Source organism: Rhodococcus sp. SMB37, from assembly GCF_004345605.1.
In the GTDB taxonomy this organism is placed as follows: domain Bacteria; phylum Actinomycetota; class Actinomycetes; order Mycobacteriales; family Mycobacteriaceae; genus Rhodococcus.
Genome location: NZ_SLVY01000001.1, coordinates 496542 through 513918, shown reverse-complemented (window position 1 = coordinate 513918; position 17377 = coordinate 496542). Strand labels below are relative to the sequence as shown.

17 protein-coding genes are annotated in these 17377 nt (G+C 66.7%); 6 read left to right on the top strand and 11 right to left on the bottom strand.

Going from position 1 to position 17377, the window contains the following annotated elements; genetic code table 11:
* Positions 1-26: 26 nt before the first annotated feature.
* The 3 genes from obgE to EV641_RS02455 all read left to right on the top strand — a co-directional run bounded on the left by obgE (position 27) and on the right by EV641_RS02455 (position 3381).
* Positions 27-1481, top strand: a complete 1455-nt coding sequence (gene obgE / locus EV641_RS02465; RefSeq protein ID WP_054720127.1) for a GTPase ObgE — start codon at positions 27-29, stop codon at positions 1479-1481.
* Positions 1482-1494: 13 nt separating this feature from the next.
* Positions 1495-2595, top strand: a complete 1101-nt coding sequence (proB, locus tag EV641_RS02460; RefSeq protein WP_132470625.1) for a glutamate 5-kinase — start codon at positions 1495-1497, stop codon at positions 2593-2595.
* Between the two features lie 291 nt (positions 2596-2886).
* On the top strand, positions 2887-3381 hold the full coding sequence (locus tag EV641_RS02455; protein WP_054719810.1) for a dihydrodipicolinate synthase family protein: 495 nt from the start codon (positions 2887-2889) through the stop codon (positions 3379-3381).
* Between the two features lie 53 nt (positions 3382-3434).
* Here EV641_RS02455 and EV641_RS02450 read toward each other — a convergent pair whose 3' ends face one another.
* From EV641_RS02450 to EV641_RS02435, 5 genes are all read right to left on the bottom strand, one after another.
* A complete protein-coding gene (locus EV641_RS02450; protein ID WP_054719805.1) occupies positions 3435-3851 on the bottom strand; it encodes a PIN domain-containing protein in 417 nt (138 codons plus the stop codon).
* Entirely contained in the window at positions 3848-4042 is a 195-nt protein-coding gene (locus tag EV641_RS29120; protein ID WP_158289113.1) for a hypothetical protein, read from the bottom strand. The genes EV641_RS02450 and EV641_RS29120 overlap by 4 nt, the downstream gene beginning before the upstream one ends.
* A gap of 181 nt (positions 4043-4223) precedes the next feature.
* Entirely contained in the window at positions 4224-5066 is an 843-nt protein-coding gene (locus EV641_RS02445) for a Sir2 family NAD-dependent protein deacetylase (RefSeq protein ID WP_132470623.1), read from the bottom strand.
* A 24-nt stretch (positions 5067-5090) separates the two neighbouring features.
* Positions 5091-6629: an ATP-dependent DNA ligase gene (locus EV641_RS02440; RefSeq protein WP_132470621.1), complete on the bottom strand. Its 1539-nt coding sequence runs from the start codon at positions 6627-6629 to the stop codon at positions 5091-5093.
* 51 nt (positions 6630-6680) lie between these two features.
* Positions 6681-7286 carry a phosphoribosylanthranilate isomerase gene (locus EV641_RS02435; RefSeq protein WP_132470620.1) on the bottom strand — a complete coding sequence of 202 codons (606 nt, stop codon included), beginning with the start codon at positions 7284-7286 and terminating at the stop codon, positions 6681-6683.
* Positions 7287-7415: 129 nt separating this feature from the next.
* Here EV641_RS02435 and ligD point away from each other — a divergent pair, with 129 nt between their 5' ends.
* Positions 7416-8381, top strand: a complete 966-nt coding sequence (gene ligD, locus EV641_RS02430) for a non-homologous end-joining DNA ligase (protein WP_132470618.1) — start codon at positions 7416-7418, stop codon at positions 8379-8381.
* On the opposite strand, the gene EV641_RS02425 is transcribed toward ligD, so the two are convergent.
* The 5 genes from EV641_RS02425 to EV641_RS02405 all read right to left on the bottom strand — a co-directional run bounded on the left by EV641_RS02425 (position 8375) and on the right by EV641_RS02405 (position 13939).
* Positions 8375-9313 carry a D-isomer specific 2-hydroxyacid dehydrogenase family protein gene (locus EV641_RS02425; protein WP_132470616.1) on the bottom strand — a complete coding sequence of 313 codons (939 nt, stop codon included), beginning with the start codon at positions 9311-9313 and terminating at the stop codon, positions 8375-8377. The genes ligD and EV641_RS02425 overlap by 7 nt on opposite strands.
* A gap of 63 nt (positions 9314-9376) precedes the next feature.
* Positions 9377-9778 carry an ectoine synthase gene (locus tag EV641_RS02420; RefSeq protein WP_054717734.1) on the bottom strand — a complete coding sequence of 134 codons (402 nt, stop codon included), beginning with the start codon at positions 9776-9778 and terminating at the stop codon, positions 9377-9379.
* Between the two features lie 45 nt (positions 9779-9823).
* On the bottom strand, positions 9824-11107 hold the full coding sequence (gene ectB, locus EV641_RS02415; RefSeq protein WP_054717731.1) for a diaminobutyrate--2-oxoglutarate transaminase: 1284 nt from the start codon (positions 11105-11107) through the stop codon (positions 9824-9826).
* A 68-nt stretch (positions 11108-11175) separates the two neighbouring features.
* Positions 11176-11694 (bottom strand): diaminobutyrate acetyltransferase, encoded by a 519-nt coding sequence (ectA, locus tag EV641_RS02410; RefSeq protein WP_054717728.1) that lies wholly within the window; start codon positions 11692-11694, stop codon positions 11176-11178.
* Positions 11695-11836: 142 nt separating this feature from the next.
* Positions 11837-13939, bottom strand: coding sequence for a RecQ family ATP-dependent DNA helicase (locus tag EV641_RS02405; protein WP_132470614.1), 2103 nt, complete (start codon positions 13937-13939; stop codon positions 11837-11839).
* A gap of 159 nt (positions 13940-14098) precedes the next feature.
* Between EV641_RS02405 and EV641_RS02400 the strand changes: the two genes are divergently transcribed.
* The gene (locus EV641_RS02400) at positions 14099-15652 is read left to right on the top strand and encodes an acetyl-CoA hydrolase/transferase family protein (RefSeq protein WP_132470612.1); all 1554 of its coding nucleotides are present in this window, start codon (positions 14099-14101) and stop codon (positions 15650-15652) included.
* Between the two features lie 10 nt (positions 15653-15662).
* Here the strand turns inward: EV641_RS02400 and EV641_RS02395 are convergent, their stop codons facing one another.
* A complete protein-coding gene (locus EV641_RS02395) occupies positions 15663-16268 on the bottom strand; it encodes a DUF3515 domain-containing protein (protein WP_132470610.1) in 606 nt (201 codons plus the stop codon).
* Positions 16269-16378: 110 nt separating this feature from the next.
* Between EV641_RS02395 and EV641_RS02390 the strand changes: the two genes are divergently transcribed.
* Positions 16379-17374, top strand: a complete 996-nt coding sequence (locus tag EV641_RS02390; protein WP_277874472.1) for a thiamine-phosphate kinase — start codon at positions 16379-16381, stop codon at positions 17372-17374.
* The last annotated feature ends 3 nt before the right edge of the window (positions 17375-17377 follow it).

Genomic DNA, 17377 nt, shown 5'->3' with positions numbered 1-17377 from the left:
GTTTTCGTTCGGAGAGAGGTCCACCCATGTCCCGTTTCATCGACCGGGTTGTGCTGCACGTCAGCGCCGGCAAGGGTGGCAACGGCTGCGCCTCTGTCCACCGCGAGAAGTTCAAGCCGCTCGGAGGCCCCGACGGCGGCAACGGGGGCAATGGCGGCGACGTCATCCTCGAGGTCGACGAGGGCGTGCACACCCTGCTCGACTTCCATTTCCACCAGCACGCGAAGGCGACGAACGGCGCGCAGGGTGCCGGTGGCAACCGTGAGGGCGCGAACGGAAACCATCTCGTACTCAAGGTGCCGGACGGCACGGTGGTCCTCGACAAGGACGGCCATGTGCTCGTCGACATGATCGGCGCAGGCACCCGATACGTCGCGGCGCACGGCGGCCGTGGTGGTCTCGGCAATGCTGCGCTCGCGTCGCGCGCCCGCAAAGCACCCGGCTTCGCGCTCCTCGGTGAGGAAGGCCAGGAGCTCGACCTCGTCCTCGAACTGAAGTCGGTCGCCGACGTCGGTCTCGTCGGGTTCCCGTCGGCGGGCAAGTCCTCGCTCGTCTCGGTGTTGTCCGCCGCGAAGCCGAAGATCGCCGACTACCCGTTCACCACGCTGGTTCCGAATCTCGGTGTCGTGCAGTCGGGCGATACGACGTTCACCGTCGCCGACGTGCCGGGGCTCATCCCCGGCGCCAGTGAAGGCCGCGGTCTCGGGCTCGACTTCCTCCGGCACCTCGAGCGCTGCGCCGTGCTCGCGCACGTTGTGGACTGCGCAACCCTCGAACCGGGCCGCGATCCGATCTCCGACGTCGACGCTCTCGAAGCGGAACTCGCCGCGTACCAGCCGGCGCTGTCCGGCGACAGCAGCCTCGGTGAGCTCTCCGAGCGCCCCCGCATCGTCATTCTCAACAAGGCCGACGTTCCCGACGCCGCCGAACTTGCCGAGTTCGTCACGCCCGAGTTCGAAGCCCGCGGATGGCCCGTGTTCACGATCTCTGCGGTCAGTCGAGAAGGATTGCGCCCGTTGACCTTCGCCTTGGCGAAGATGGTCGAAGAGTACCGCGCGGCTCATCCGCCCGCCGCTCCGGCGCGTCCCATCATCCGTCCGGTCGCCCGCAACGAGACCGGCTTCAGCGTCGTCGCCGACCCGAACGAGCCGGGCGGCTTCATCGTGCGCGGTACCCGGCCTGAGCGCTGGATCCGCCAGACCGCCTTCGACAACGACGAGGCCGTCGGCTATCTCGCCGATCGCCTCGCGCGGCTCGGCGTCGAGGACGAGCTGGTCAAACAGGGCGCCCAACCGGGTTGCTCCGTCACGATCGGCGACGTCAGCTTCGAATGGGAACCGCAGACCCATGCGGGTGTCGACGTGGTGCCCACGGGGCGCGGCACCGACTCGCGCCTCGATCAGACCGATCGCGTGGGCGCGGCCGAACGTCGTCACGCCAAGAAGGTCCGCCGCGGTCTCGCCAGCGACGACGAGTTCTGAACCGAGGAGAACAGTGAGCGACACCCGCGGGGTCATCGCTTCCGCACGCAGCATTGTCGTCAAGATCGGATCGTCGGCAATCACGAGTCTGGCCGGCGGTCTCGACCGTGAACGCCTCGATCAACTCGTCGACGCCATCGAAGGGCGCATGAGGGCCGGCTCGAACGTCACTGTGGTGTCGTCGGGTGCAGTCGGTGCCGGGCTGGCACCGCTCGGTCTGACCACGCGACCACGCGACCTCGCCACCAAGCAGGCGGCCGCGAGTGTGGGACAGCTTGCGCTCGCGCACGCGTGGGGGACGTCGTTCGCCCGGTACGACCGCACCGTCGGTCAGGTGCTCCTCACCGCCGACGACATCGCCCGGCGGACCCAGCATCGCAACGCGCAGCGCACCCTCGACCGCCTCCGCTCACTGGGCGCAGTGCCGGTGGTCAACGAGAACGACACCGTCGCGACGGTCGAGCTGCGCTTCGGCGACAACGACCGCCTCGCCGCGCTCGTATCGCACCTCACCGGCGCGGATGCACTCGTGCTCCTCTCTGATGTCGACGGGCTCTACGACGGCGATCCGCGCAATGGGGGAGCGACCTTGATCCCGGAGGTCACGAGCCCGGAAGATCTCGACGGCGTTGTGGCCGGCTCGGGCGGTGCACTCGGAACCGGGGGGATGGCGACCAAACTCTCCGCGGCCAGACTCGCGGCCGACTCCGGGGTGCCGGTGCTGCTGGCTGCCGCGTCGGATGCCGCACGGGCATTGAGCGCTGCCGATGTGGGCACCGCGTTCGCTGCACGTCCCGAGCGAATGTCGGCCCGCCACTTCTGGGTTCGGCACGCGGCCGACACCGTCGGCACCTTGCACCTGGATGCGGGTGCAGTGCGTGCCATCGTCGAACGACGCAGGTCGCTACTCGCGGCAGGCGTTACGGGTATGAGCGGCAGCTTCCATGCGGGCGACGTTGTCGCGCTTGTGGGCCCGGATGAACGCACTGTTGCGCGTGGCGTCGTGGCCTACGAACCGAGTGAGCTCGACTTCATGATCGGATTCTCCACGCGACAGCTGCCTCAGGATCTGCAGCGGCCGGTCGTGCATGCCGACGATCTGGTGCGAATCTAGGTCGATGGGTTCCCGGCGCGCCCGCGAAAAGGTGCGGCCGCACGATGCAGTTCGGTGCTCACTGCCGCAAAGACCGGTCGGCCCTTGCTGCCTGAGCGGTATGCGATGCGGGTCCGTCTCCCGATCGGGAGAGCTGTGAGCACAACTCCGGGCGGGACGTCGATGGCGCCGAGTTGTGGTACCAGCGCGGCACCGGCTCCGGTCGCAACCAGACCGAGCACTCTACATCCGCCCGTCCGAACCGAGAGTCGTAGCGCACTTCGTGTACGTCGCCGAGCGCAGCCCGTGCCTGTGATCTTGTACAACGTGCCGTACCGCACCGGGCAGCATTTGGGCTGGGAGTCGATCGTGCGGTTGTCGGAGCATCCCCGGATCGTCGGGATCAAGCAGGCGGTGGGATCGGTGGATACCGACACCGCGCACTTGCTCGCGGAGTCTTCGGATTCGTTCTCGATCCTCGCCGGTGAAGACACGCTGGTCTCGCCCTTGCTGGCGATGGGTGCCGACGGAGCGATCCTGGCAACCGCGAACGTCTACACGCGCGAGTTCGTGGAGCTGTACCAGTTGTGGAGCGGTGGAGATTGTGTGCGGGCGCGGGAATCGGGTAATCGGCTCGTCGGGCCGGCATGCACGCTGATGTCCCAACCCAACCCGACGCTCATCAAGGCGGTTCTTCATGCGCGGGGTCGGATCTCCACGCCCGACGTGCGGCTGCCGCTGCTCCCTGCACGTCTGCTCCCTGAACGTGGTGATGTAGTCGATCCCTCGACCAGTCGTGCACCCTGAGGTCCGGTGCCCTGTGCCGCGGAAGTTGCTTCCGACCGACGTGTGGCCGTGGACTATTGCCACGGGTCGATAGTGGGTACTCCGGCGGCCTCGAACGGCGACCGGTCGCGGGTGGCGACGGTGAAGCCGGCAGCAGCCGCCGTCGCGGCAATCATCCCGTCGGCGATGGCGATGGCGGGCTCTGCAGCGCGGGCCTGCGACATCAGGCGGGCATATTCCGCGGTGGCGTCCAGGTCGTATGCCAGGATGCGGCCGGTGAACGCGGGCACGGTGTAGTTCTCCAGCCAATCTGTGTACTCGTCGCGGCGGCGGCCCGCGGGCATCGTCGCGATGCCGTACCGGAGTTCGCCAACGGTGACCGCCGACAGATACAGGGTCTCGCTGGCCTGGGCATCCAGCCACGTTGTCACCCGCTCGTCCGGGGCTTTGGTGGTGGACTCGCTGCTGACGTTGGTGTCCAGGATGATCACTGGCCGAACACCATCGGTTCGTGGGGCGCCTTGCTGCGGCCGAAGTAGGCGGCCTGCTCGTCCTCGGTGAGCCGGTTCTCCTCGCTGATGACGCCCGCGAGTAGCGTGCCGAGCTTGATCCGCTCGGGCGGTTTTACCGCCTCGGTCTCAAATGCAATCAATGATGGCAACCCCACTGCACCTGCTATCACCCTCTCATGATGGCTCCTCCATTGCTGCCGGTGTCTCTCCCTCGTACTGAACGGAGCCGGGCTGGGCGCCGGATGGGGTAGGCAGAAGGCCACGTCGACGCTGGCAGAGGCCGGCTTCACCGACGTGGCGGTCCACGAGGTCGAGACCGAGCCGTTCAACCTCTACTACGTCGCGCGCAAGTCATGATCCGGCGAGTGCGCCGAGCATCTCGGAGGTGCCCGCATCGACCTTCACCGTCGCGTGGGTGTCTCCGCGACTCGGGCCGCGGTTCACGATCGCGACCGGGATATCCCGTGCGACCGCGCGACGGACGAAACGCAACCCCGACTGCACGGCCAGTGAACTCCCTGCTACGAGAAGCACATCCGCCTCGTCCACCAATTCGAAGGCCGCGTCGACCCGGGAACGCGGCACGATCTCACCGAAGTACACGATGTCGGGTTTGAGCATCCCGCCGCACCGGTCGCAATCGACGACGACGAAATCACTGGTGTCGGTGACGACGGCGTCGGCATCGGGCGCGACCTCGAGCCCGGTGACGTTATGTGCGCGCTCCGCGAAGCCCGGGTTCGCTGCCGACAACCGTTCGTGCAGCGTGAACCGTGAGATGCGGTTCTCGCACGTAAGGCACCGCACCTGAGCGTACGAGCCGTGCAGGTCGATCACTCGACGGCTTCCCGCTTTCGTGTGCAGCAGGTCGACGTTCTGAGTGATGACGCCGAGGACGGTTCCCTTCCGTTCGAGCGAGGCGACAGCGCGGTGACCGGCATTCGGTCGTGCTGCATCCATGTGTCGCCAGCCGATGTGGTTGCGCGCCCAGTAGCGCTGGCGGAAGACCGGATCGCCCACGAATTGCTGGAACGTCATCGGATTGCGCGGCGGTGAATCGGGGCCCCGGTAATCGGGGATCCCGGAATCCGTCGACACCCCGGCTCCGGTGAGGACGGCGACGCGTCGCCCCTCCACGAGCGCATGCAACTCCTCGGACGGGTTCGTCACCGTCGACTCTCGGGTACCGAACACAGGCCCTCCTTCGCGGCCTCCATGTTATTCCTGCGTTGTCGTGTTCGTTCCTCGGGCGGGGAGTAGGCTTCGGACCGCGTCGATACTGTCGGCGTCAGCAGGAGACTTGTCGGGTCGATAGCGCAGAACCCGGGCGAAGCGCAATGCGACACCACCCGGATAGCGGGTGCTGGCCTGCACACCATCGAGTTCGATCTCCACGACCAACTCCGGTCGTAGGTACACGGTGTGGTGGTCACGGTGGGATTCGAAGTCCGGAAACCGAGTGGTCTGCCATCGCAGCAGTTCGTCGGTCAGGCCCTTGAAGGTCTTACCGACCATGATCGGGGGACCGCCGTCGGGGTCGCGGGCGCCGAGGTGCAGGTTGGACAAGAACCCGGTGCGGCGCCCGTAGCCCCATTCGGCGGCCAGGACGATGAGGTCGAGGGTGTGCTCGGGTTTGATCTTCTGCCACGCATGCCCTCGGCGGCCGGCCAGATACGGCGACGACAGGGACTTGACCATGATGCCCTCGTGGCCGTGCTCGAGCGCGGCATCGAAGTGGGCGCGCGCTGCGGCCGGGTCCGGCGACACCACCGCCGGAATCCGATGCGCACCCGCGACACGCTCGAGGGAGGTAAGACGTTCGGACAGTGGGAGATCGAGCAGATCGGCGCCGTCGAGATGAAGGCAGTCGAAGAAATACGGACGGAGGAGCAGCTCTCGCGCGGTGCTCGCTCCGAAACGGCTCATGGTTTCCTGGAACGGCCGGGGACGCCCGGAATCGGTGAGGGCGAGCGTCTCGCCGTCCAACACGACACTGCGGCAGGGCAGGCCTGCAACGAGCTCGACGAGTTCGGGTACCGACGAGGTGATCTCGCGCAGAGTCCGAGTGAACACCCATACCGAGTCGCCGCTGCGATGCACCTGGATGCGCGCGCCGTCGAGCTTGTACTCGACGCTACAGTCGCCGGCGAACTCGTCGAGTGCAGATTCGACCGACTCGGCGGGTACGGCGAGCATCGGCCGGACCGGACGCCCGAGCTCTAGCCGGAACTCGGAGAGGGCGTCGAGCCCACCGGTGAACGCGGCGACTGCCGCGCGGGGAAGCTGCCCCGAGAGCATCACCGCGCGTCGCACGGCGTCGGCCGGCAGCTCCGCGGTGGCCGCCACGGCGTCGGTCATGACGCCTTCGAGCGCGCCCTGTCGGAGCTCTCCACCGAGCAACTGCACCAGGAAGGCCTGTTCGTACGCGGTTGCGCGGGTGAACAGGTCGGACAGCAGTTCCTTTCTCAGTCCGGTCGATCCTGGGCCGGACAGGTCTGCGATCCGGTCGACGAGTGTGCCGACCTCCGTCACTGTCAGAGTCGGATCGTCGGCGGGCGCTGCCTGCAACGCTGCCAGGGTGCGGTACCCGACGCCGATGCGCCCTTGCGGAAGTACACCGGACAGCCACGACACCACAGGCTCGACCTCATCGGGAGTCGCCTGTGCCAGCAGGGCTCGCAGGGCAGCCGTCTTGATCTTCCTCGACCGGGTCGCGGCAACCGCTGCGGACGTCTCGACCACCTGGGTGAACAACACGGTTCGACGGTATCGCCGGACGGTTCTCGATGTCGGAGAATGCCGCGCGTATCAGTGCGGGCCGGAGCTCTTGGCGGCGGCGACGAATCGGCGGATCGCGTCGCAATCCTTCACCCCGCGCGATACTTCGACACCGCTCGAGACGTCGACACCCCAGGGGCGGACCGCAGTGATGGCCGCGGCGACGGTATCTGGGTACAGGCCACCGGCCAGCAGCCAGCGCCCGGTGGGCAGTGACGGCAATACCGCAGGGTCCCATGATTCACCACTGCCCGGTTTCGGTGCGTCCACCAGCAGCAGGTCCTCGCCGAATGCACCGGCAGTCAATGGCTGGGCGGTGTCGGCCCCCACTGCGCGGATCAGCCGAGCGGGGTGCTCTGCGAGCGCGGCGAAGGACTCCGCCGGGTAGTTGCCGTGCAGCTGGATCGCTCGGATCCCGGATATGTCGGCGAGTGCCCGCACCTCCGCGACCGATTGTCCGGCGAACACGCCGACGGTGAGTACGTTCTCGGGTACTCCGGCGGCCAGTTCGGCCGCGCGTTCCGGGGTGACCTTCCGGGGGCTCTCCGTCAGGACGAACCCGATGGCGTCGGCGCCGGCCGAGACGGCTGCCGCAACGTGCTCGGGCTCCCGGAGGCCGCAGATCTTGACGAACATGCACTGAACCTTACGTCGCCGTCGCTCTGCGGTAACTCCGGCGTTCCTCGATGTCGGCGAATGCAGTATGCGGAGCGCGGCCACGGGCGACCATGGACTGCGAGGCGGATCGACGACGGGAGTCGGGGAATGGGAGCAGCAAAGGGTTCGTCGACGGCTGTCGAGTTGGACGTCGGGGGCCGAACGGTGCGGATATCGCATCCCGAGCGTGTCTACTTTCCGGCGCTCGGCGTCACCAAGCTCGACCTGGCCCGGTACTACATCGCCGTGGGAGACGGCATCGTCCGAGCGCTGCGGGACCGGCCGTGCATGCTGCACCGGTTCCCCGATGGTCTCGAGGGTGACAAGGTCCATCAGAAGCGGCTGCCGCGCGGCGCACCGGAGTGGGTTCAGACCGTCCGTGTGCACTTCCCCCGATACAACCGCGACGTCGACGAACTGTGCGTCACACACCTCGCGGATGTCGTGTGGGCGGTACAGATGTCGACGGTGGAATTCCACCCGTGGAACTCGCGCCGCGCCGATGTGGAGAAGCCCGACGAGTGGCGGATCGATCTCGACCCGATGCCCGAATGCGACTTCGGGAAGGTGCGCCGCGTCGCGTCGGTGGTGCACGAGGTGCTCGACGAGCTGGGTGCGGTGGGGTGGCCGAAGACCTCGGGTCGGCGCGGGTTGCACGTCTACGTGCGGATCGAGCCGAACTGGGGATTCGAGGATGTGCGCAGGGCTGCACTGGCTTTCGCGCGCGAAGTCGAGCGTCGCACGCCGGATGATGTCACCACCGCGTGGTGGCGCAAGGACAGGGATCCCACTGCGGTCTTCGTCGACTACAACCAGAACGCTCGCGACCACACGATCGCGAGCGCGTACTCGGTGCGCGGCGTTCCGGAACGAACAGTCTCGGCGCCGGTGCGATGGAACGAGATCGGTGACCTCGAACCGCGCGACTTCACCATCGAGACCGTCCCCCGCCGATTCGCAGAACTCGGTGATCTGCATGCAGGAATCGACGACGACGCGTTCTCGCTCGATCGGCTGCTGGAACGGGCCGATCGGGACGAGCGAAACGCACCGGAGGAGAGCGGATCTCAGTAACCGGCGCTCACATCGATCACCGCGACAGGTTCGACGCCCGACGCGAACCGCGTGACGTTCTCGACCACACGTTCCACGTAGGCGGGCACGCGAAGGGCCGGGGGATTCGAATCGTGTGGCGTGATCATCGCATTCGGCAGCGACCATAAGGGATGCCCGACGGGAAGAGGTTCGGGATCGGTGACATCGAGTCCGGCACCCGCGATGGTGCCCGCCGTCAGGGCGCCGACCAGCGCGTCGGTGTCTATGAGGCTGCCCCGCGCAATGTTGACCAGCCACGCGGTCGGCTTCATCGCGGCCAACTCCTTCGCGCCGATCAGCTGCTCGGTGTCCGGTGTGGCCGCTGCCGAGATCACGAAATGGTCTGCGAGCGGCCAGATTTCGTCGATTCGCTCTACTGGGAAGGTTTCGACTGCGCCGGGGACGGGACGTCCGCTGCGATTGACGGCCAGCGTCTGAGCGCCGAGCGCCGCGAGCATCGGGATGAGGGCGCGTCCGATCCCGCCTGCGCCGATGATGCCGATCGTGGCTCCGCGCAGTGTGCCCAGATGTGGATAGAACTCTTCGGGCGCCCATGACGACGCCGCGAGATGGTGGGGGAGCGCCCGCACACCAGCGAGCAGCAACATCAGGGCATGTTCGGCGACCGTGGCGGAATACGCTCCGGCCGCGGACGTCCACAGCACCTGCGGGTGCCGCTTGATGATGCCCTCCGCGAGCCAGTTCTCGACCCCGGCAGAAGACAGCTGCACCCAGCGCACCGATTCGGGAAGGGCTGCGGGAAAGGTGTCCGGGCCGCTGGTCCAGATCAGGGCGTCGGGACTCTCGTCGAGAGAGACGGTGATCCCGCCTCCGCTGGCGACCGCCCGGACGAACATGTCGTCGGGCCGGGGACCGACAGCAATGCGGGGCGAACGCTGAGTGGAGGCCATGGCCTCGACTCTATGCGTCCGCCCCGCATCGGTCACGCTGGGTGACCCCGATCATGGGGTCGGTCAGGCAGTCTCTTCGACGATGAGCGGGTAGACCCCGTTCTCGTCGTGCACCTCACGGCCGGTGACCGGGGGGTTGAACACGCACAGCATCCGCATACGGGTCTCCGGCTCGACACGGTGCCGCTCGTGTCCGTTGAGCAGGTACATCGACCCGGGACCGATGTCGTACACCACATCGTTGTCGAGGTCGCGCAGCTTGCCGGTGCCCTCCACCAACCAGACCGCCTCGATGTGGTTGGCGTAGTGGAACTCGTTGATCGTCCCGGCTTCGATGGTCGTCTCGTGGAACGAGAAGCCGACTTTGTCACCGGCGAGGACGATGCGCTTGCTGCGCCACTGTCCGTCCTCGGACGTGATGTCACGCTCGGTATCGGTGATTTCCTCGGTGGTACGCACGATCATGTGAAGCGATGCTCTTTCTACTGGTGAACTGGGGGACGGGGCAGGTCAGGAACGGACCTTGGCGGTGGCCTCGGCGAGGATGTTCAGACCGTACTCGAGTTCGTCGTCGGTGATGGTCAGCGGCGGCAGCAGCTTGACGACCTGGTCGGACGGACCCGACGTCTCGGCCAGCAGTCCCTTCTCGAATGCGAGGGCACATACCTTCTGAGCATCGGACGGGTCTTCGAACACCAGCCCCTGGACCAGACCGCGGCCGCGGGTGGACACACCCTCGAACATGTCGGACAGGTTCATGAAGGTCTGGTGGATACGCTCGCCCTTGCGCAGCGTGCCGCGCTCGAGTTCGTCGTTGGTCCAGTAGTGTTTCAGGGCTTCGGTCGCGGTGATGAACGACGGGCTGTTGCCGCGGAAGGTGCCGTTGTGCTCGCCCGGGCCCCAGACGTCGAGTTCGCGCTTGAACAGTGTGAGGGCCATCGGCAAGCCGTATCCACCGATGGACTTCGACAGCGTCACGATGTCGGGGGTGATGCCGGCTTCCTCGAAGGAGAAGAACTTGCCGGTGCGGCCGCAACCCATCTGAACGTCGTCGACGATCAGCAGGATCTCACGCTCGGAGCACAGATCCGCCAGGGCGCGAAGCCATTCGGCGCGCGCGACATTGACGCCGCCCTCACCCTGGACGGTCTCCACGATCACCGCGGCGGGCCGGTTGAGACCACTGCCGGAATCGTCGAGTACGCGGGAGAACCACTGGAAGTCCTCGGTGACACCGTTGAAGTAGTTGTCGAACGGCATCGGGGTGGCGTGCACGAGCGGAACGCCTGCGCCGGCGCGCTTCATCGAGTTGCCGGTCACCGAGAGTGCCCCCAGCGTCATGCCGTGGAATGCGTTGGTGAAGTTGATGATCGATTCGCGGCCGGTGACCTTGCGAGCCAGCTTGAGCGCGGCTTCGACCGTGTTGGTGCCGGTCGGTCCGGGGAACTGGACCTTGTAGTCGAGCCCACGAGGCTGCAGGATCACACGCTCGAACGTCTCGAGGAGATCGCGCTTCGCGGTAGTCATCATGTCGAGGCCGTGGGTGACCCCGTCCTTCATGATGTAGTCCACCAAGGCGGACTTCAGGATCGGGTTGTTGTGGCCGTAGTTCAGGGCCCCTGCGCCGGCGAAGAAGTCCAGGTAGTCCTTGCCGTCCTCGCTCCGCAACCAGGAGCCGGACGCGGTTTCGAATACTGTGGGCCACCCACGGCTGTAACTGCGGACCTCGGATTCGAGGTGCTCGAAGATGTCGTTACCAGCGTGGGTGCCGGGCTTGTCTTCCAGGATGGTCATTTTCTCTGGTCCTCCTGTGATGAATTTCGATGACGAACTCGGCACGGAGAATTCTCCGTAACGCCTGATCAGTCGCCGATCGTGTAAAGATCTTCCGCCAGATGTGAATCGGGAAAATCATCGGGAGCGAACAAATCTGTTCGCGTGATATGAGTGCCACGGCGTCGTGCCAGAGCCGTGAACATGGCGATCGATGCGGCGTTGTCGGGGCTGACGGTGGTTTCCAGCCGCGTCACACCGGACGGACGGAGGCGGTCGAGGAGCGCGTCGAGCATGCGTCCGGCGACTCCGCGACCACGCTGATCAGCATCGACAGCAACCTGCCATACGAACAGTGTCTGGGGGGAGTTCTGCCTACGGTAGCCGGTGATGAATCCGACCGGGCGGTCGGTCTCGTCCGTTGCGACAACCGATGTGTCGGCGAAATCGCGACACCACAGGACGTACGCATAACCGGAATTGACGTCGAGCACCTCGGAATCGCGGGCAATCTGCCACAAACGCTTTCCGTCGGATATCTGTGGGCTCCGAAAACTCAATTCAGCCGGTTCGGTCGTTGGGGTACTACTCTCCATAACGGGCTTCATAAGTAGTTCGAACCTAACAAGAGTCCGGATCGAAATCACCCCTTTGGTCCGAATCGGTGGGGGATTACCCGGGCTCTGTGCAGGTGAGGCGCCGGTTGTGAGGCCAGTCACAATTGTGTATCGGTTGGCGTTGCCGGAGCGATTACTTCGGGCTCGCCAGCGCGAACGGGAGAATGGCTTCTGCTCCCGCCGCGGCGAGATGACGCGCCGCCATCGTCAAGGTCCACCCAGTGTCCGTCACGGCGTCGACGAGGAGTATCGGTCCGTGGTGCGCCTCGAGATCCACCGGCTCCCACGCGTCGACCAACGCTGCGATGCGGTACGCAGAATTGGCGGCGGTCACGGTGGGTTGTCCCGGGCGGCGTCGCAGGACCCCCAAGTTCTGCAGGCGTCCGAGTCGGGCGAGCTGCGCGGCGAGCGAGCCCACCAACACTGGATGGTCGGCCGAGTCGATTGCCATCACTGCGGTCGGGCGTTCGGCCCAGTCCCACGCCGCGAGCACGGCCACTGCGGCCTTCACGACGGATTCGGGCGCCTCGGCATCGGGGCCGTCCAGCAGCGTTCGCAGCCGCGGGCCCCACCCGAGATCCGACAGCCGGCCGAGTACTCGCCCGGGCTCCGGCCCGTCGGTGATCTTCCCGGACAGCTTCACGCCGAGTGTGGCCATGCCGGTGGGCCACTGCTTGCGGGGAGGTAGATCGACACCTGGGCGTTCGAGTCGGGCACGGGTGCGCTGTACCTCTTCGTCGTCGACTCCGGAGTCCCAGCGAACTCCGGTGCAGTTGTCGCACCGACCGCACCCGGGCATGTCCGGGCTCGACTCGGGGTCGTCCAGCTGGCGCCGTAGGAAGACCATCCGGCAACCCGCGGTCCTCTCGTATTCGAGCATTGCCTCCTGCTCGGCCGCACGCGCCGCCTCGAGGCGGGCATAACGTTCGGCGTCGTACTCCCATGACTGCCCGGTCGCGATCCAGCCCCCCTTGACGCGGCGCACCGCGCCGTCGACATCGAGGACCTTGAGCACCATCTCGAGCCGGGACCGATTGAGGTCGACGCGGGGCTCGAGTGCCTGCGTGGACAGCGGGCGCTCATCATCCAGCGCGCCGATCACGCGGCGAACCAGCGACTCCTCCGGGAACGCGACCGAAGCGAACCACTTCCATATCTGCCGGTCCTCACTGCCGGGCAGAAGGATCACTTCGGCACGATCGGTGGATCTCCCCGCGCGCCCGACCTGCTGGTAGTACGAGATCGGCGACGACGGGGCGCCCAGGTGCACCACGAACCCGAGGTCGGGTTTGTCGAAGCCCATTCCGAGCGCCGACGTGGCGACCAACGCCTTGACGCGGTTCGCGAGGAGATCGGCCTCGAGTTGCTCACGCTCGGCGGTATCGGTCTGCCCGGTGTATGCGGCCACGGTGTGGCCGTGTTCGGCGAGCAACGACGCAAGATCGCGTGCTGCGGACACGGTCAGCGCATAGATGATGCCGGAGCCGGGGAGCTCGTGCAGGTGCTGTGCAAGCCATGCGGCGCGTCGCGCAGGCTCGTCGATCCGAACCACCGACAGGTGCAGTGACGGTCGGTCGAGCCCACCTCGCAGGACCAGGGTGTCGTCGCTGCCCGCCCCCACACCGAGCTGGGTAGCGACATCCGCGACCACCCGGTTGTTCGCGGTCGCCGTGGTCGCCAGGACCGGGATGCCCTGACCGAGTTCTGCGACCAGCGTGCGGATGCGCCGATAGTCGGGACGGAAATCGTGGCCCCAGTCCGACACGCAGTGCGCTTCGTCGACCACGACGAGTCCGGCATCACGGGCAAGTGAGGGCAGGACCTGGTCGCGGAAGTCCGGATTGTTGAGTCGCTCGGGGCTGACGAGCAGGACGTCGATCTCGCCGTCCGCGATGCGCTGATGGATGCCACCCCACTCGGTGACATTTCCGGAGTTGATCGTCGCGGCATGCACGCCTGCCCGCTCGGCGGCCTCCACCTGATTGCGCATCAGGGCAAGCAGTGGAGAGACGATCACGGTGGGCCCGTGGCCGTGTGCGCGGAGAAGTTTGGCGGAGATGAAGTACACCGCGGACTTACCCCAGCCGGTGCGTTGCACGACGAGAGCGCGACGACGGTGCACCACGAGCGCCTCGATCGCCGTCCATTGGTCGTCGCGGAGTTTCGCGCCGGGGCCGGCCAGTTCGCCGAGCAGTCGTTCGGCCTCGTCGCGCAGATCGATCATCGGAGTGCCCATGCGCCCATCGTGCACGACGGCTCCGACGCTCACCCGGTGTGCACGGGACAGGTGTGGAGCAATCGGGAGGTCACCTACCCGCTGTACGTTACGGTGACCTCGTTCCCTCGGACACGGGCAGTGTGATCCACCGATCTTTAGCGCCGCTAAACTGCCTGCATGTCGATGAGCTCTGCCCCCACCGTTCCGGTCTCCAGCACGGATCGGATCAAGAACCGAGAATTCCGCAAGAAAGTCGTCTCGGCGGAGGAGGCAGTGCGGCACATCCACCGCGGGGATACCGTGGCGATCAGTGGTTTCGCCAGTGCCGGCACCCCGAAAGCTGTCACCGGTGCGCTCGCCGAGCGGATCCGTGCCGCCCGCGTGGCCGGTGACGAGTTCGCGGTCGATCTACTGACCGGTGCGTCGGTCTCGGCGGAGACCGAGCGGCTGCTCGCCGAGACGGACGGGATCGCTCTACGGATGCCCTACCAGGCCGAGCCGACCGCTCGGGCACGCATCAACGAGGGACGCATCGACTACGTGGACATCCACCTGTCGCACGTCGCACAGCAGGTGTGGGAGGGCTACTACGGCAACGTCGACGTCGCGGTGGTGGAAGTTGCCGGAATCACGGAGTCCGGGGAGTTGATACCCGCGACGTCCGTCGGCAACAGCAAGACCTGGCTCGATGTGGCCGAGAAGATCATCCTCGAGGTCAACTCGTGGATTCCGGAGGGACTCGCGGGTAGTCACGACATCTACTACGGCACCGCGCTGCCGCCGCATCGCACACCGATCCTCCTCACCGATGTGGACGACCGGATCGGGCAGCCCTTCTTCCGGGTGGACCCCGAGCGTGTCGTCGCCGTGGTGGAGACCGAATCGCCCGACACCACCGCGAAGCTGACACCACCGGACGCGACCAGCGACGCCATCGCTGCGCACGTTCTGGACTTCTTCGGTCACGAGGTCCAGGCCGGTCGCCTGCCCGCCGATACGCTTCTGCCCCTGCAATCGGGCATCGGGAACGTTGCCAACGCGGTGCTCACAGGGCTCTCCAACGGCCCTTACCGTGGACTGACCTGCTATTCGGAGGTCATCCAGGACGGCATGCTTCAGCTCATCGACGACGGTACGGTGCGCTTCGCCTCCTCGACGGCATTCGCGCTGTCGGCCGAAGGGCTCGACAAGCTGGTGCGGAACATCGATTTCTACCGTGAGCACATCCTGCTCAGACCGCAGGAGATCAGCAACCATCCGGAGATCGTCCGGCGCCTCGGCGTCATCGCGATGAACGGAATGCTCGAGGCCGATATATACGGCAACGTCAACTCCACCCACGTGATGGGGACACGGATGATGAACGGGATCGGTGGTTCGGGAGATTTCGCCCGCAACGGCTACCTGTCGATGTTCTTGAGCCCATCCACCGCGCGGGGCGGTGCAATTTCCTCGATCGTGCCGATGGTGCCGCATATCGACCACACTGAGCACGATGTGCAGATTCTCGTCACCGAGCAGGGGCTCGCGGACCTGCGTGGACTTGCACCGCGCCGTCGTTCGCGGGTCGTGATCGAGAAGTGCGCACACCCCGACTACCGCGCGGAATTGACCGATTACGTCGAGCGGGCCGAAGCAGCCGAGGGCACGGGTCACACCCCGCACCTGCTCGGGGAAGCCTTCGGATTCCACCAGCGGTTCCAGCAGACCGGAACCATGCACGCGCGCTGAGTGTACCGGCTCAGGGACCTTCGATCGGAGCGGGGTCGATCTCCTGCTGAGGTAGAACTTCGATCACGGCCGCCGAGATGTCCTGCAGAGGAGTCGCGCCCGAGCCGTTCGGGACCGTCAGCGCGACGTAGACCGGACGGTCCACGACATACCACGTGCTGGCATCGATGCCCTGCTCGGCGCCCGACACCTCGAACCACTGCACTCCGTCGATGATCTGCAGCGCGGCAGCCTGATCGAAGTCGGCGGGCCGGTCGAGACCGCACCGCAGGACGACCTCGGACGCGTCGGGAGCCTGCCACGCTGCCGCCCCGACCGGGGCAGGATCGGCCAGCTCCGCACGGGCGAAGTCGCCCATGTTCTCGGGAAGCGCGCCGAGCAGGTCCGAGCACGAGGCCGATTCCGCTTCCGGCGCGGGAACCGGCCCCAGCCCCACCGGACTTGTTACGGGATCCCGCGACACCATGACGGCCGCCAGGATGATCCCCGTGAGCAGCGCGACGGGGAGCGCGACCGCGGTGGCGATCATCGCGGGGCTGCGGCGGGGCTCATCAGCGGCGGTTTCGGGGACATCTGTCGCGGTCGGGTCGGGTTCGGGCGCAGAGTTGTCGTTCATCTATTTCCCGGAATCGGAGAGTGAGCGGGTAGGAAGGTAGCGTTTGACGACGCTAGCAGGGCAGGCACTCCGCCCGACCACAGCCGATCGAGAAAGAGGCGCCAGTCACCGTGTCGGATCCGATCGGTTCGTTCAGCAGCCCCGGGCGGGAACCCACCGTTGCCGAGGTGGGGGAGTTTCCCACGATCGCCCGGGCGGTCGCCGGTCGGCGACAGCCCGCCACGACGCTGGTGGGACCGGGACACGACGCCGCGATCGTGGCGGCGGCGGACGGCCGGGTCGCGGTCTCCACCGACATGCTCGTCGAAGGCCGACATTTTCGGTTGGACTGGTCGTCGCCGCAGGACGTCGGGCGCAAGGCGGTGGCGCAGAACGGTGCGGACGTCGCCGCGATGGGAGCGCGACCCATCGCCTTCCTCGTGGGACTCGGCTGCCCGCCCGACACTCCGGTCTCAGTGCTCGACGGGATCTCTGCGGGCATCGGTGAGTCCGCCGAAGCGATCGGCGCCGGCGTGATCGGCGGAGACCTCGTTCAGGCCGAACAGGTGATCGTCGCCGTCACCGTCCTCGGTGACCTGGAGGGACGCGCACCGCTGCTGCGCTCGGAGGCACGCGCGGGTGACATCGTCGCGCTCGCCGGTACCACCGGAGCGTCCGCGGCGGGGCTGGCCCTGCTTGCGGCCGAGCACACCGGATTCGTCGACCTCGTCGACGTACACCGGGTTCCGTCACCGCCCTACGAGGCCGGCGTCAGCGCCGTACTCGCCGGGGCTCGGGCCGGCACCGACATCTCCGACGGTCTGCTCGCCGACCTCGGGCACATCGCGGTCGCATCGGGCGTCGGGATCACCGTGGAACAGCACACCCTCGAACCCGGGCCGCGCCTGAGAGCCGCGGCGGGGAACCTCGGAACCGACCCGTGGACCTGGGTGTTCACCGGCGGCGAAGACCACGCCCTCGCCGCATGCTTCCCACCCGAGGCGGATCTGCCGGACGGATGGCGCCGGATCGGCCGCGTGCACGACGGCAGCGGCGTGACGGTCGACGGCCGGAGCTGGGGCGCACCGGGTGGGTGGGAGAGTTTCGGGTCCGCGACCTCGAGATAGGTT

Excerpts from the sequence above, each read along its gene's own strand:
- EV641_RS02405 (WP_132470614.1), bottom strand. The coding sequence starts at position 13,939 with ATGGGCACTCCGATGATCGATCTGCGCGACGAGGCCGAACGACTGCTC.
- ectA (WP_054717728.1), bottom strand. The coding sequence starts at position 11,694 with ATGAAGCCCGTTATGGAGAGTAGTACCCCAACGACCGAACCGGCTGAA.
- ligD (WP_132470618.1), top strand. The coding sequence starts at position 7,416 with ATGGGAGCAGCAAAGGGTTCGTCGACGGCTGTCGAGTTGGACGTCGGG.
- EV641_RS02420 (WP_054717734.1), bottom strand. The coding sequence starts at position 9,778 with ATGATCGTGCGTACCACCGAGGAAATCACCGATACCGAGCGTGACATC.
- EV641_RS02395 (WP_132470610.1), bottom strand. The coding sequence starts at position 16,268 with ATGAACGACAACTCTGCGCCCGAACCCGACCCGACCGCGACAGATGTC.
- EV641_RS02435 (WP_132470620.1), bottom strand. The coding sequence starts at position 7,286 with ATGTTCGTCAAGATCTGCGGCCTCCGGGAGCCCGAGCACGTTGCGGCA.
- EV641_RS02400 (WP_132470612.1), top strand. The coding sequence starts at position 14,099 with ATGTCGATGAGCTCTGCCCCCACCGTTCCGGTCTCCAGCACGGATCGG.
- ectB (WP_054717731.1), bottom strand. The coding sequence starts at position 11,107 with ATGACCATCCTGGAAGACAAGCCCGGCACCCACGCTGGTAACGACATC.
- obgE (WP_054720127.1), top strand. The coding sequence starts at position 27 with ATGTCCCGTTTCATCGACCGGGTTGTGCTGCACGTCAGCGCCGGCAAG.
- EV641_RS02425 (WP_132470616.1), bottom strand. The coding sequence starts at position 9,313 with ATGGCCTCCACTCAGCGTTCGCCCCGCATTGCTGTCGGTCCCCGGCCC.